The organism is Aminipila butyrica, from assembly GCF_010669305.1.
GTDB lineage: Bacteria > Bacillota > Clostridia > Peptostreptococcales > Anaerovoracaceae > Aminipila > Aminipila butyrica.
Genome location: NZ_CP048649.1, coordinates 36,354 through 51,474, shown reverse-complemented (window position 1 = coordinate 51,474; position 15,121 = coordinate 36,354). Strand labels below are relative to the sequence as shown.

Below are 15,121 nucleotides of genomic sequence, written 5' to 3'. Positions count from 1 at the left end.
TATTTTATGAAAGAGGGCGAGTAGTAAGCTGAAGAAAGGAGGTTTTTTGAATATAAAGATATAATAGGCATGTGAACAAACCTTGATTACAATAATTTATTCAGTAAAAATCTAAAGAAAGGAAGTATTAATGAAAGTGAGAAAAAAAGCCTTATCTATAATTTTATCTATTCTTATTGTGCTCTCTATGATGCCGAGCGCCTTTGCGGAAGAGGTAAGCGGTACAGCGGATACGCAAAATATCCTTTCGGAATTGGTAACAGATGGTTCACCTGGAAGGAATCTTACCGAGAATGACAATAAAGCAGAGCTGGGCGATTTGGACGACAATGCGCAAGACGTAATGTCAAACAAAGAACAAGACAGACAAAACGAAAAGGATGGTCAGAATGAGGAGAGTTCTGACGATGATAGCACAGGAGAAGACGTAATAAACGTTGTAAATACCCTAGAGAGCGAATTGGCGGAGGAGGAAACGGAAGCAGATACCGTAAAAATTGATTTTACGGCGCAGGCCGTCAATGGGTTTCTGTGTGCTCCGCAGCTGGGGGTGGAAGTTTCTGAAGACTTAGCGGAAAGCTATGGCTACATAGATGAAGTAGAAACTGGGGTCTCTGCACTGGACGTTCTGGTGAAAGCCCATCAAGTTGTATTTGAAGGAGACTTTACGAAAGAAAATGCCAGTACCCTGTTAGATGTTGAATCCGGTTCGATTAAAACAATTTTTGGACAGGAGACGATGAACTGTGGATTTTCAGTAAACGGTAAACAACCTCACGATAATACCTTAAACCAAGGGTATTATACAGGCTATAATGTTGCAAATGCCGGCATTGCAAATAATGATCTGGTTGAATTTTATATTTACCAGGACATCTCTGGTTTGGATAACTGTGTGGAGTTTACTACAGATAAAACCACTGGAATCTCTTCGTATGATTTTTCTGTCGGATATGGAAAGAACTTTTACCTCTATGGTTATTCTATTGGTTGGTATGGGTGTATTGACAATCAGACTCTTCAGACGAAAAGAGTACCAATTGGAGGAGCGCAACTTTGCTATATCAATACTACCACAGGAGCAAAAACCGATATAGAAGGGATAAAATCCGATGACCTCGGAGTCGTTACGCTGAAATTTGATACCCCAGGACAATATCTTGTTTCAGCTTATATTCCTGATGACAGTATAGAGGCGGGCACAACGCCGGCGATAATGCCGCTGTTCAGGGTCAATGTTTATGCAGCGCCTGTATTTGAAAGCCTCAATCTGTATGAAAATCAGGATGCATACAACAAAGGGGCAGAGCCGATTCCTATGACACCTCAGTTTGAAAGCGCCAAGCTGACTGGGTATACCGTTACTGTTCCGGATTATACAAGCAGCCTTTTTGTTGCGGCTAAAGCTCCTGGAGCAAGTGATATTGTCAGAGGAGGGGGCTATACCATTGGGTCGCAGAACTACGCAGTTATGTACAGTAACTCGTGGGGAGGCTGGTCAAACTCCGCCTATACCTCTGCTTCATTTAGCAAGGGCTATGTGGATGTATTTATTAATCATAATGGGAATAAAACAACGGATTATCAAATTCATGTAAACCAAATCGCTACCCTGAAAGGCCTTGTTGTCGGCGGTATTATGACACCTGGATTTGATAAGGCAACTGAAAACTATAGCATTTACGCAGATAGTACGAAAGAGGGCATCGATATCACTGCCACGCCTTATAGCAATAACTATGAAATTACTATTAATGGGCAAAAGGCCGTAAATGGTGCGGCGTATACGTTGATCTATAACTGGAATGAGGACGGAACCATGTCTGTTCCTGTTAAAGTCAGTGGAGCCGGTAAACAGGAAAATACATATACCTTAACTCTTAAAAAAGAACCATTAGAGAGTAAGCCTTTTATAATAAAGCAGCCAGAGGGGGCCGTTTATGTAGTTGGGGAGTCTGCTAAGGATTTGAGTGTCCGTTCTAGTGCCAACGGAGTTTTGTCCTACCAGTGGTATAAGAATAACACAAATTCTGTTGAAGGAGCTGAAGCAATTGAAAATGCCACTTCCTATACATATACACCTGCGACGGTTCAGGTTGGGACAACCTATTACTTTTGCAGGATAATCAATTCGCAACAAGGAAGCGGCAATGAGACCGATACGGAGATGGTGTCCGTTGCTGTTTATCCAGATCCTACACCGGTTGTAACGGTTAAAAATGAAGTGCCTGAGCTGCCAAGCGACGGGTATACTTATTCAGATACAAAGGGATATGTCTATAATGTAGGGGATGCAGCTGCGTTGCTAGAGGTAGAATGTACAACCGCAGCAGAGGGAGGCACCTGGGGCGGAAATTGGATTCTCAGCAACTCCAATGCCAACAGCGGTGGCTCTGTCTTAGATACAACCTGGACTATCACGCCGAAGACAGATTTAGGTCAAGTCAATGATAAAGGAAAGTGGTATTACTACCAGGCAAAATATACTTTTAATGGAAAGACTTATAAAACCAACTCCAGCAATATTTATGTGTTTCTAAAGGCTACTGCTGCACCTGTCAATACTATATCAGCTCAGCCTAAAGGTGCAGTATATACACAAGGGGATAAGGCTGCAAATCTGACAGTCAGTCTTAAATCTCCTGTATATGGGGCGATAACCTATCAGTGGTACGAAAATACAGAAAACAGCACAATAGGTGGGACGCCCATAGTAGGCGCGACGACTTCGTCTTATGCCTTGGGGAATCCTACAGAAGTAGGAACAAAGTATTATTACTGCATCATCACCTCTGCGCTGCAAGGAATGAGTTCACAGGTGACCTCTGATGTAGCTGAAATTGCCGTGAAAGAACGTGCGCCGGTAGATGTTCCACTTGCTGGTTCTGGTACACCAAATCAACCTTATCAGATATCTACCCCGGAGGATTTTGCATCTGTAGCTTCTTTGGTGGCACAGGGATATAGCTTTGAGGGAATGTACCTGGCCATACAAAACGATATTACGCTTTCAAAAGACTGGACTGGTATTGGCATGCTAAAGGCGGGAGCAGCCAATGCTGGAAATGGAGCTAATATTCTTCCGTTTTCTGGCACCTTGAACGGTAAAGATCACACACTTACCTTTGCAGAAGGCAGCAAGGCTCTGTTGGCTTATGCAAGAGAGGCAACCGTTCAGAATCTCAACATATATGCTCCGTACATGGCGGATTATGCTCTGTTAACTAATTATGTGGTAGATTATGGTACCGACGGCAATTATAATGAAGGTACTGGCGGAAGTTATGCTCCAGGCTGTCCTGACACCCTCAATGTGACAAATGTTATATTAAAAAGTGGTTCGAGCATTAGAATGGGAGGATTTCTCGGTGGGTACGCCTCTGGCGGCAATGTTTGTAATTTTATAAATTGTACAGTAGAATCTAATGTTAAAATTGGCTACAATAAGACTACCGATGCATCTTCTGGTCTTTCTAATGTAGGTTCCTTCGCAGGAGAAGTAAGTGGACAGTTTCTCAACTGTGTCAGCTACGCAGATGTTTATGGTGTAAACAATGTAGGGGGAATCGGAGGTGTCAAAGGACAGTCTATGGGCCCATACGCCTATAGTAACTGTGAGTTCTATGGCACTGTTATCGCTACGGGAAGCTGCGCCGGCGGAATTGCCGCAGCAGGTTATAACTCTATTTCGGCACCGAATACACCTTGCGCCAGCGTTCAAAATTGTATTGTTGCAGCAAATATAACTGGTACAGATAAAGTAGGCGGCATTTTGGGCGGCGAAAATGGTATCGCTCAAAACTGGGGAAACGCTTATATTCGCAACAATGTCTTTTCCGGTAACTTGACGGCAACTGGAGAAGGCGGCATTGCTGGGGGTATCATCGGATATTTCCGCTCTCTCAATAAGACGAACATTATTGAAAATAACTATTATTATGCGGAGGGAGTTTTGCGGAGCATAGGCAGAATTGATTCTGTGGATACCAGCTGTAAAACTCATGAGACAGAGTTATGCAAAAACTATTTTGACACCTCTGTGGAACTTCCTACAGAGCCTACGGGTGTTTCCAAAAAGAACCACAATCGTACGGATGATCCATTAGGCACGGACAGCGATACCTTGGGTAAAAAGGTAACTGCTGAAATTATGGCTGATGGTTCCCTTATTCCATTGCTAAATGATGGAGAAGACAGCTATAAAAACTGGGTACAAGGACAAAATGGATACCCTAGTCATACGGTAACTAAGGCCGTTGTCACTAATCTGACGGTGTCTGGTGATTACCAAGAGGAATACTATATTGGGGATAAGCTGAATCTAGCTGGAATTACCTTTACCGCTGAGTGGAGTGATGGGACAATCACCAATCCGACGTTGGATGAAGGCGTCACCATCACGGGGTTTGACAGCAGCAAGAGAGGTCTAGTGACTCTGACCGCAGCCTATGGTGCAGTAAAGACGGAATTTGTAGTTACCATACTGAAAACTGTTACACCTGAAAAAAACGACATTAATGTTTCCTTTACTCTTTTGGGAGATGATATCCACGACAGTGAAGAGGACAAAAACATTCATACCTTGAAGAAAAACAATCTAGAGACATGGATTCCCAAAACCAGCTATACGGTTGATATCAATGCTACGGTAGAAGATTTGTTCAGAAAAGCACTTTCTGCTGCTGATATTAATTTTGAAGGTACGGCAAACAACCAATATAAAACATTATATATTTCTGGCATTCAAGTGCCAGGAACAAAGAACTGGCTAAAAGAGTTTACTAATGGGCCTCGTTCCGGCTGGATGTATACACTGAATGGAACACACCCAGAGGTTGGTGTATCTCAGCAATTCTTAGAAGATGGAGATAAAATAGTCTTCCATTACACGGACGATTACACGAAGGAAGAAGGCAGTGACAAGTGGGGTGGAGGTTCCTCTTCTGCGGGAGCCAGCGGAGCGGATGCAGCACAGACTCTTACCCCGACAGCCAAGGTTAGTGGCGGAAAAGCAGAAACAACTCTTTCTTTAAAAGATATGAAGGATGCCATTGCCGAAGTGAAATCTAACAGCGGAGATATTGTTATTGCGCCAAAGATTAGCGGGACAGTAACCTCGGCGCAGGTTACGTTGAATCAGGATGCCTTGAACGCCTTGTCTGTTCAAACATCCTCTAAGCTAATTATCCAGATTCCAATAGGAACTGTAGCCTTGTCAAATAGCGTGTTGGATTCGATTGTTTCTCAGATGACAGGCAAAAGCATCACGATAGCTGTTGAGGCTGTAGAAACAAAAGCTTTGACAACAGAGCAACAAAAAGCGGCAGGCAGTAACGCGGTATTCGACATATCCGTCCTCAGTGGACAGGAGACCATCAGCAGTTTTGACGGCAAGAGCATCACGATTTCTCTTCCATATGCCTTAAAGGATGGCGAAAAAGCTGAAGGCGTTACAGTGTGGTACCTCAGTAATGATGGGAAGCTAGAGAAGATGACCTCTCAGTATGATAAAACTAAGGGCATGACGAGCTTTACCACTACTCATCTATCTAAATATTTAGTAGGGTACTCCGCTGTGTGGCAGAATACCTTTGCCGATGTGAAAGAAAAGGATTGGTTTTACGGTGCTGTAGAACATGCAGCAAAAAATAAACTCTTTAATGGACTCACAGCCTCTGAATTTGGCCCGAATGATAACATGACCCGCTCCATGTTGGTGACGGTTCTCTATCGGTTAGCTGGTTCGCCGGCTGTTTCGGGGGACAATAGCTTTAGCGATGTAAAGAGCGGTCTGTGGTATACAGATGCCATTGTCTGGGCAAATGAAAGCGGTATTGTGACAGGAATGGGGAATGGATTGTTTGGAACAAACAGTTATGTTACCAGAGAACAGTTGGCAACCATTCTGTACAATTATGCGAAATATAAGAGCTATGATGTGACAAAGACAGCAGAGCTCACCCGCTTTGCCGATGAGGCAGTGGTCCATGCTTGGGCGACAGAAGCTACTAAGTGGGCAAACGCACAGGGCCTTCTTACTGGACGAACAGCAGATACATTGGCCCCGGGCGGGAGTGCCACTCGCGCCGAGGTTGCCACTATCTTAAAGCGTTTTGCTGAAGATATTGTAAAATAAGCAATAAGAAGTAGGCCGACTTAATTAAATAGAAAACAGGGTTTCTTCATTAAAAGGAGAAATCCTGTTTTACTTTGTTAAGGTATACTATAGAATAGGAAGAACTTTTCTATATAGAATGTAGATTGTGTTTTAAGGATAGACGCCATTTAGCGGATTTGGATAAAGGGAAAAGAAGAGAGATTAAAAAGATTGGAAAAACTTGAAAAAAGATATTGACATAGAGGTCGAATTTTGGTAATCTATTAAAGCTGTCTCGTGAAACGGGCTGCCAGCTACCTCAGTTCTTCTGAGAAAAACTTGAAAAAAGTTGTTGACAGTTTTGTAAAGAGATGGTATACTTGAAAAGTTCCGTTAATGCGGGACATGAACCTTGAAAACTTCATAGTGTAAAAGAATTAGTCAAGAGAATATTAAGTTATTCTCCAAACTAAGTACAATCAATCAGCATGATTGGTAAGATAACCAAACTTGTTTTGGAAGTCAACGTACAATTTCTTAAAAACAATAATTCTAGGATTTACGGAAACGTGAAGAATAGAACAAGCAAACGCAAATGTGTTTAGCTTGAGTCGAAAGACAAACTTGATTTGAATCAGAGCAATCTGAGTTAAATACCATTTACAAAGAGTTTGATCCTGGCTCAGGATGAACGCTGGCGGCGTGCCTAACACATGCAAGTCGAGCGAGAAATTTACAAACAAATCTTCGGAAGAGTGCGTAAATGGAAAGCGGCGGACGGGTGAGTAACGCGTAGGCAACCTGCCTCATGCAGAGGGATAGCCTCGGGAAACCGGGATTAAAACCTCATGATGCAAGGAAAACACATGTTTTTCTTGTCAAAGATTTATCGGCATGAGATGGGCCTGCGTCTGATTAGCTAGTTGGTAGGGTAACGGCCTACCAAGGCAACGATCAGTAGCCGACCTGAGAGGGTAATCGGCCACATTGGAACTGAGACACGGTCCAAACTCCTACGGGAGGCAGCAGTGGGGAATATTGCACAATGGGCGAAAGCCTGATGCAGCAACGCCGCGTGAGCGAAGAAGGCCTTTGGGTCGTAAAGCTCTGTCCTTGGGGAAGAAACAAATGACGGTACCCAAGGAGGAAGCCCCGGCTAACTACGTGCCAGCAGCCGCGGTAATACGTAGGGGGCGAGCGTTATCCGGAATTATTGGGCGTAAAGAGTGCGTAGGTGGTCTTGTAAGCGTGGGGTGAAAGGCAGTGGCTTAACCATTGTAAGCCCTGCGAACTGTGAGACTTGAGTGCAGGAGAGGAAAGCGGAATTCCTAGTGTAGCGGTGAAATGCGTAGATATTAGGAGGAACACCAGTGGCGAAGGCGGCTTTCTGGACTGTAACTGACACTGAGGCACGAAAGCGTGGGGAGCAAACAGGATTAGATACCCTGGTAGTCCACGCCGTAAACGATGAGCACTAGGTGTCGGGGTCGCAAGACTTCGGTGCCGCAGTTAACGCATTAAGTGCTCCGCCTGGGGAGTACGCACGCAAGTGTGAAACTCAAAGGAATTGACGGGGACCCGCACAAGCAGCGGAGCATGTGGTTTAATTCGAAGCAACGCGAAGAACCTTACCAGGACTTGACATCCCTCTGACAGTCCCTTAACCGGGATCTTCCTTCGGGACAGAGGAGACAGGTGGTGCATGGTTGTCGTCAGCTCGTGTCGTGAGATGTTGGGTTAAGTCCCGCAACGAGCGCAACCCTTGTCAATAGTTGCCAGCAGTAAGATGGGCACTCTATTGAGACTGCCGTGGATAACACGGAGGAAGGTGGGGATGACGTCAAATCATCATGCCCCTTATGTTCTGGGCTACACACGTGCTACAATGGCTGGTACAGAGAGACGCAAGACCGTGAGGTGGAGCAAATCTCCAAAACCAGTCCCAGTTCGGATTGTAGGCTGCAACTCGCCTACATGAAGTTGGAGTTGCTAGTAATCGCAGATCAGAATGCTGCGGTGAATGCGTTCCCGGGTCTTGTACACACCGCCCGTCACACCATGGAAGTTGGGGGTGCCCAAAGTCGGCCAGTAAATAGGCTGCCTAAGGCAAAATCAATGACTAGGGTGAAGTCGTAACAAGGTAGCCGTATCGGAAGGTGCGGCTGGATCACCTCCTTTCTAAGGAGACTAACTTTTACACTATGAGTTTTATATGGGGAATTAGCTCAGCTGGGAGAGCACCTGCCTTGCACGCAGGGGGTCAAGGGTTCGATCCCCTTATTCTCCACCAGAACTTCAAAAGAAGTTCTAAGCGTACTTTGAAAACTGAATAATATGCAAATAAATATCAGAAGTGTTAATAACACACAAAAATAGATACGAAATCGAGGTTATCGAAAGATAACAAAAGAACAGTTAAACTAAGACAAGTCTTTTTAGAATTGTTAAAGGGAAACTACGATTTCAACCGAGAAACCAGAAGAAATGCAAGTCTTTACACAAGTGTGAATGACGAAGTTTCTTAACAAACTAAATCCTGTTTAACGCTAAACAGGTAAATTGCTGGTCAAGCAAATAAGAGCATAAGGTGAATGCCTTGGCACTAGGAGCCGACGAAGGACGTGGCAAGCTGCGAAAAGCTGCGGTGAGGAGCAAACATCCGTCAACCCGCAGATGTCCGAATGGGGGAACCCACCTATGGTAATGCGTAGGTATCCTATGATGAATAAAATAGTCATAGAGAAGGTAACCCGGGGAACTGAAACATCTAAGTACCCGGAGGAAGAGAAAGAAACATCGATTTCCTAAGTAGCGGCGAGCGAAAGGGAAAGAGGCCAAACCAGTGCTTGCACTGGGGTTGTGGACACTCATCACGTATGGCGTGTATAGTCAAAGTTGTCTGGAAAGGCAAACCGAAGAGGGTAAAAGTCCCGTAGACGAAATGCACAAGATGCAGAGTGAATCCAGAGTACCACCGGACACGTGAAACCCGGTGGGAAGCCGGGGGGCCCACCCCCCAAGCCTAAATACTACCTAGTGACCGATAGTGAACAGTACCGTGAGGGAAAGGTGAAAAGAACCCCGGGAGGGGAGTGAAATAGAACCTGAAACCTTATGCTTACAAGCAAAGGGAGCGCAAGTGACCTTGTACTTTTTGTAGAACGGGCCAACGAGTTATGGTATGTAGCAAGGTTAAGGTGCTGGAGCACTGGAGCCGTAGCGAAAGCGAGTCTGAATAGGGCGGTTAGTTGCATGCTGTAGACCCGAAACCGGGTGACCTATCCATGTGCAGGTTGAAGCGAGAGTAAAATCTCGTGGAGGACCGAACTCATGTCTGTTGAAAAAGGCTGGGATGACGTGTGGATAGCGGTGAAATTCCAATCGAACCCGGATATAGCTGGTTCTCCTCGAAATAGCTTTAGGGCTAGCCTCAAGGAAAATGATACTCGGAGGTAGAGCACTGAATGTTCTAGGGGCCTTCACCGGTTACCGAAAACTATCAAACTCCGAATGCCGAAGTATTAAACTTGGGAGTCAGACTATGTGAGATAAGTTTCATAGTCGAAAGGGAAACAGCCCAGACCAACAGCTAAGGTCCCAAAATGTAAGTTAAGTGGAAAAGGATGTGGAGCTGCATAAACAGCTAGGATGTTGGCTTAGAAGCAGCCACTCATTTAAAGAGTGCGTAATAGCTCACTAGTCGAGTGGCTCTGCGCCGAAGATAAACGGGGCTAAAACTTACTACCGAAGCTTTGGAATTATCGTAAGATAATTGGTAGAGGAGCATCGTATGCGGGCAGAAGCGAAGCCGGAAGGCTTGGTGGACTGCATACGAGAGAGAATGTTGGCATGAGTAGCGTAAGGCAGGTGAGAATCCTGTCCACCGAAAATCTAAGGTTTCCTGAGGAAGGTTCGTCCACTCAGGGTTAGTCGGGGCCTAAGCCGAGAGCGAACGCTGTAGGCGATGGACAACTGGTTGAGATTCCAGTACCACCGAAATTCGTTTGAGCGAAGTGGGGACACAGAAGGATAAGCTGAGCGCACCGTTGGTAGAGTGCGTCTAAGCGTCAAGGGAGAACAGGTAGGCAAATCCGCTTGTTCAATTCTGAGGCGTGATGGGGAGGGAAAATATAGTACCGAAGCAGCTGATTTCACACTGTCAAGAAAAGCCGCTAGCGAGAATGTAGGTGCCCGTACCGTAAACCGACACAGGTAGATGAGGAGAGAATCCTAAGGTGAGCGAGAGAACTATTGTTAAGGAACTCGGCAAAATAACCCCGTAACTTCGGGAGAAGGGGTGCCTGCGAAAGCAGGCCGCAGTGAAAAGGCCCAGGCGACTGTTTACCAAAAACACAGGTCTCTGCAAAAGCGAAAGCTGAAGTATAGGGGCTGACGCCTGCCCGGTGCTGGAAGGTTAAGGGGACTGCTTAGGGTAACCGAAGGCATGAACTTAAGCCCCAGTAAACGGCGGCCGTAACTATAACGGTCCTAAGGTAGCGAAATTCCTTGTCGGGTAAGTTCCGACCCGCACGAAAGGCGTAACGATCTGGGCACTGTCTCAACAATAGACTCGGTGAAATTGTAGTACCGGTAAAGATGCCGGTTACCCGCAGCAGGACGGAAAGACCCCATGGAGCTTTACTGCAGCTTGATATTGGATTTCGGCGTTGCATGTACAGGATAGGTGGGAGGCTACGAAGCTAGGACGCCAGTTTTAGCGGAGCCACCGTTGGGATACCACTCTTGTAACGTTGAAGTTCTAACCATGTACCGTGAACCGGTACTGGGACAGTGTCAGGCGGGCAGTTTGACTGGGGCGGTCGCCTCCTAAAGAGTAACGGAGGCGCCCAAAGGTTCCCTCAGCGCGGACGGAAATCGCGCGAAGAGTGTAAAGGCAGAAGGGAGCTTGACTGCGAGACCAACAAGTCGAGCAGGGACGAAAGTCGGGCTTAGTGATCCGGTGGTACCGAGTGGAAGGGCCATCGCTCAACGGATAAAAGCTACCCTGGGGATAACAGGCTGATACCGCCCAAGAGTCCACATCGACGGCGGTGTTTGGCACCTCGATGTCGGCTCGTCTCATCCTGGGGCTGAAGTAGGTCCCAAGGGTTGGGCTGTTCGCCCATTAAAGAGGTACGCGAGCTGGGTTCAGAACGTCGTGAGACAGTTCGGTCCCTATCCGCTGTGGGCGTAAGAAATTTGAGTGGAGCTGTCCTTAGTACGAGAGGACCGGGATGGACATACCTCTGGTGCACCAGTTGTCTTGCCAAAGGCATAGCTGGGTAGCTACGTATGGAAGGGATAAGCGCTGAAAGCATCTAAGTGCGAAGCCCCCCACAAGAAAAGATTTCCTCCAGAAATGGTAAGACCCGTGAGAGACTATCACGTTGATAGGTCGGAGGTGGAAGTGCAGTAATGCATGGAGCTGACCGATACTAATAGGTCGAGCGCTTGACCAAAATGGTTTCAAGGAAAAAATCTGATAGAGCATGTATATTATTCAGTTTTGAGAGTACGCTCTCAAGTAAACAAGCTAGAATCTAGTGACAATAGCGAGGAGGCTCCACCTGTTCCCATCTCGAACACAGTAGTTAAGCTCCTTAGCGCCGATGATACTTGGCGGGCAGCTGCCTGGGAAAGTAGGACGTTGCTAGTTTGAAAAAATATGACTATCCAGTTGGGTAGTCATATTTTTTATGTTGAACAAAGCAACCTATTCAAGCAAGTGGTCCAAGAATCGAAGCGGATGCTCCTGGGTAGTTTGAACAGCTTTAGCTGCCGTGAAAGATCGGACAGCGAAAGAAGGAAAGCGACTGTATGAAAAAACCGCCCGATGGCGGTTTCATGTTGTTTCTTGCAGCCTTTGATTTAAATATATGAGGATTTGATTGACGATGCTTAGACACTCCTTCATCTCATTTTGATCCAATTCCAGTGGGGCATCGGCAGGATAGCGGGTTTCAATGTAGAACTGATTGACAAAAGCGCAATCCTTCATAAATTGCTGGATGCCGCTGTCAAAAACTTGTATTTTTTTAATCAGCAGAATTAGGCTATGACCTTTTTCTAGTTCATGGGTTTCTAAAAGCAGATAGCCCTTTAAGTATTTTTCGATGGCCTGCTGACAATGAAAGGCGATAATGGTATAGTCACCATCATGGTCTAACAAGATTCGGGCACTTTTCAAGTCCTTATGTCCGGCAGAAAACCAATCTTTATATCTCACACTGTCTACCATACAACACGACCCCCTCCTGATTAATTGCATAGGCAAAACTGCAAACATCTTTTACCGCTTGCCGCCATTCCGTAGGAGTGTAAAGTAAAAAATCAATTGGATAATTGGAATCCACATTACAATAAAGATTGGCCAGTGTCCTTCTTTTATTATTGCTAGGGCAGATGATGCATAGATCAAAGTCACTATTTTCTCGATAGTGCTCCCTGGATCGAGAGCCAAATAAAATAATTTTTTCGGCCTCGCAACTGGAAATCACTTGAGTAATGATGCTATTCAATTCCGTTTGCATAGATAGCAAAGTGCTGTGCATAGTTAATCCCTTTCCATTTTTCTTCTTCTATCTGGCTTCTTTCTATTTTACCCTAGGTTTGAATAGCTATCAACTGCTTTTAAAAAAGGTTTCAGAGGGGTGATTTTGATAGGGGTATGGGGTGTACTAACCGTTAATTTTAGCCTCAAACCAGTAAGTAATGCATATTTAAAGAAAAAATGGGCAAACTTGAAAAAAGATATTGACATAGAGGTCGAATTTTGGTAATCTATTAAAGCTGTCTCGTGAAACGGGCTGCCAGCTACCTCAGTTCTTCTGAGAAAAACTTGAAAAAAGTTGTTGACAGTTTTGTAAAGAGATGGTATACTTGAAAAGTTCCGTTAATGCGGGACATGAACCTTGAAAACTTCATAGTGTAAAAGAATTAGTCAAGAGAATATTAAGTTATTCTCCAAACTAAGTACAATCAATCAGCATGATTGGTAAGATAACCAAACTTGTTTTGGAAGTCAACGTACAATTTCTTAAAAACAATAATTCTAGGATTTACGGAAACGTGAAGAATAGAACAAGCAAACGCAAATGTGTTTAGCTTGAGTCGAAAGACAAACTTGATTTGAATCAGAGCAATCTGAGTTAAATACCATTTACAAAGAGTTTGATCCTGGCTCAGGATGAACGCTGGCGGCGTGCCTAACACATGCAAGTCGAGCGAGAAATTTACAAACAAATCTTCGGAAGAGTGCGTAAATGGAAAGCGGCGGACGGGTGAGTAACGCGTAGGCAACCTGCCTCATGCAGAGGGATAGCCTCGGGAAACCGGGATTAAAACCTCATGATGCAAGGAAAACACATGTTTTTCTTGTCAAAGATTTATCGGCATGAGATGGGCCTGCGTCTGATTAGCTAGTTGGTAGGGTAACGGCCTACCAAGGCAACGATCAGTAGCCGACCTGAGAGGGTAATCGGCCACATTGGAACTGAGACACGGTCCAAACTCCTACGGGAGGCAGCAGTGGGGAATATTGCACAATGGGCGAAAGCCTGATGCAGCAACGCCGCGTGAGCGAAGAAGGCCTTTGGGTCGTAAAGCTCTGTCCTTGGGGAAGAAACAAATGACGGTACCCAAGGAGGAAGCCCCGGCTAACTACGTGCCAGCAGCCGCGGTAATACGTAGGGGGCGAGCGTTATCCGGAATTATTGGGCGTAAAGAGTGCGTAGGTGGTCTTGTAAGCGTGGGGTGAAAGGCAGTGGCTTAACCATTGTAAGCCCTGCGAACTGTGAGACTTGAGTGCAGGAGAGGAAAGCGGAATTCCTAGTGTAGCGGTGAAATGCGTAGATATTAGGAGGAACACCAGTGGCGAAGGCGGCTTTCTGGACTGTAACTGACACTGAGGCACGAAAGCGTGGGGAGCAAACAGGATTAGATACCCTGGTAGTCCACGCCGTAAACGATGAGCACTAGGTGTCGGGGTCGCAAGACTTCGGTGCCGCAGTTAACGCATTAAGTGCTCCGCCTGGGGAGTACGCACGCAAGTGTGAAACTCAAAGGAATTGACGGGGACCCGCACAAGCAGCGGAGCATGTGGTTTAATTCGAAGCAACGCGAAGAACCTTACCAGGACTTGACATCCCTCTGACAGTCCCTTAACCGGGATCTTCCTTCGGGACAGAGGAGACAGGTGGTGCATGGTTGTCGTCAGCTCGTGTCGTGAGATGTTGGGTTAAGTCCCGCAACGAGCGCAACCCTTGTCAATAGTTGCCAGCAGTAAGATGGGCACTCTATTGAGACTGCCGTGGATAACACGGAGGAAGGTGGGGATGACGTCAAATCATCATGCCCCTTATGTTCTGGGCTACACACGTGCTACAATGGCTGGTACAGAGAGACGCAAGACCGTGAGGTGGAGCAAATCTCCAAAACCAGTCCCAGTTCGGATTGTAGGCTGCAACTCGCCTACATGAAGTTGGAGTTGCTAGTAATCGCAGATCAGAATGCTGCGGTGAATGCGTTCCCGGGTCTTGTACACACCGCCCGTCACACCATGGAAGTTGGGGGTGCCCAAAGTCGGCCAGTAAATAGGCTGCCTAAGGCAAAATCAATGACTAGGGTGAAGTCGTAACAAGGTAGCCGTATCGGAAGGTGCGGCTGGATCACCTCCTTTCTAAGGAGACTAACTTTTACACTATGAGTTTTATATGGGGAATTAGCTCAGCTGGGAGAGCACCTGCCTTGCACGCAGGGGGTCAAGGGTTCGATCCCCTTATTCTCCACCAGAACTTCAAAAGAAGTTCTAAGCGTACTTTGAAAACTGAATAATATGCAAATAAATATCAGAAGTGTTAATAACACACAAAAATAGATACGAAATCGAGGTTATCGAAAGATAACAAAAGAACAGTTAAACTAAGACAAGTCTTTTTAGAATTGTTAAAGGGAAACTACGATTTCAACCGAGAAACCAGAAGAAATGCAAGTCTTTACACAAGTGTGAATGACGAAGTTTCTTAA

The 15,121-nt window shown here is 45.7% G+C and carries 3 protein-coding genes, 2 tRNA genes and 4 rRNA genes; 7 read left to right on the top strand and 2 right to left on the bottom strand.

Annotated elements, in window-relative coordinates:
* The first annotated feature begins 130 nt into the window (after window positions 1-130).
* The 5 genes from Ami103574_RS00245 (at window position 131) to rrf (ending at window position 11,753) form a co-directional block, all read left to right on the top strand.
* Window positions 131-6,136, top strand: coding sequence for an S-layer homology domain-containing protein (locus tag Ami103574_RS00245; RefSeq protein ID WP_163064755.1), 6,006 nt, complete (start codon window positions 131-133; stop codon window positions 6,134-6,136).
* 620 nt (window positions 6,137-6,756) lie between these two features.
* Window positions 6,757-8,275 (top strand): 16S ribosomal RNA (locus Ami103574_RS00240).
* Between the two features lie 36 nt (window positions 8,276-8,311).
* Window positions 8,312-8,387 (top strand) — tRNA-Ala (locus Ami103574_RS00235).
* A gap of 274 nt (window positions 8,388-8,661) precedes the next feature.
* Window positions 8,662-11,556 (top strand): 23S ribosomal RNA (locus Ami103574_RS00230).
* A gap of 80 nt (window positions 11,557-11,636) precedes the next feature.
* A 5S ribosomal RNA gene (gene rrf, locus Ami103574_RS00225) occupies window positions 11,637-11,753 on the top strand.
* 186 nt (window positions 11,754-11,939) lie between these two features.
* On the opposite strand, the gene Ami103574_RS00220 is transcribed toward rrf, so the two are convergent.
* Both Ami103574_RS00220 and Ami103574_RS16120 read right to left on the bottom strand, forming a co-directional pair.
* Window positions 11,940-12,335 carry a HEPN domain-containing protein gene (locus Ami103574_RS00220; protein WP_163064753.1) on the bottom strand — a complete coding sequence of 132 codons (396 nt, stop codon included), beginning with the start codon at window positions 12,333-12,335 and terminating at the stop codon, window positions 11,940-11,942.
* Window positions 12,313-12,627, bottom strand: coding sequence for a nucleotidyltransferase domain-containing protein (locus Ami103574_RS16120; RefSeq protein ID WP_408609100.1), 315 nt, complete (start codon window positions 12,625-12,627; stop codon window positions 12,313-12,315). Before Ami103574_RS16120 ends, Ami103574_RS00220 begins: the two co-directional genes overlap by 23 nt.
* Window positions 12,628-13,255: 628 nt before the next feature.
* Here Ami103574_RS16120 and Ami103574_RS00210 point away from each other — a divergent pair.
* A 16S ribosomal RNA gene (locus Ami103574_RS00210) occupies window positions 13,256-14,774 on the top strand.
* Together the 16S, 23S and 5S rRNA genes with 2 tRNA genes alongside form the textbook arrangement of a ribosomal RNA operon.
* A 36-nt stretch (window positions 14,775-14,810) precedes the next feature.
* A tRNA-Ala gene (locus Ami103574_RS00205) sits at window positions 14,811-14,886 on the top strand.
* Window positions 14,887-15,121: the final 235 nt, after the last annotated feature.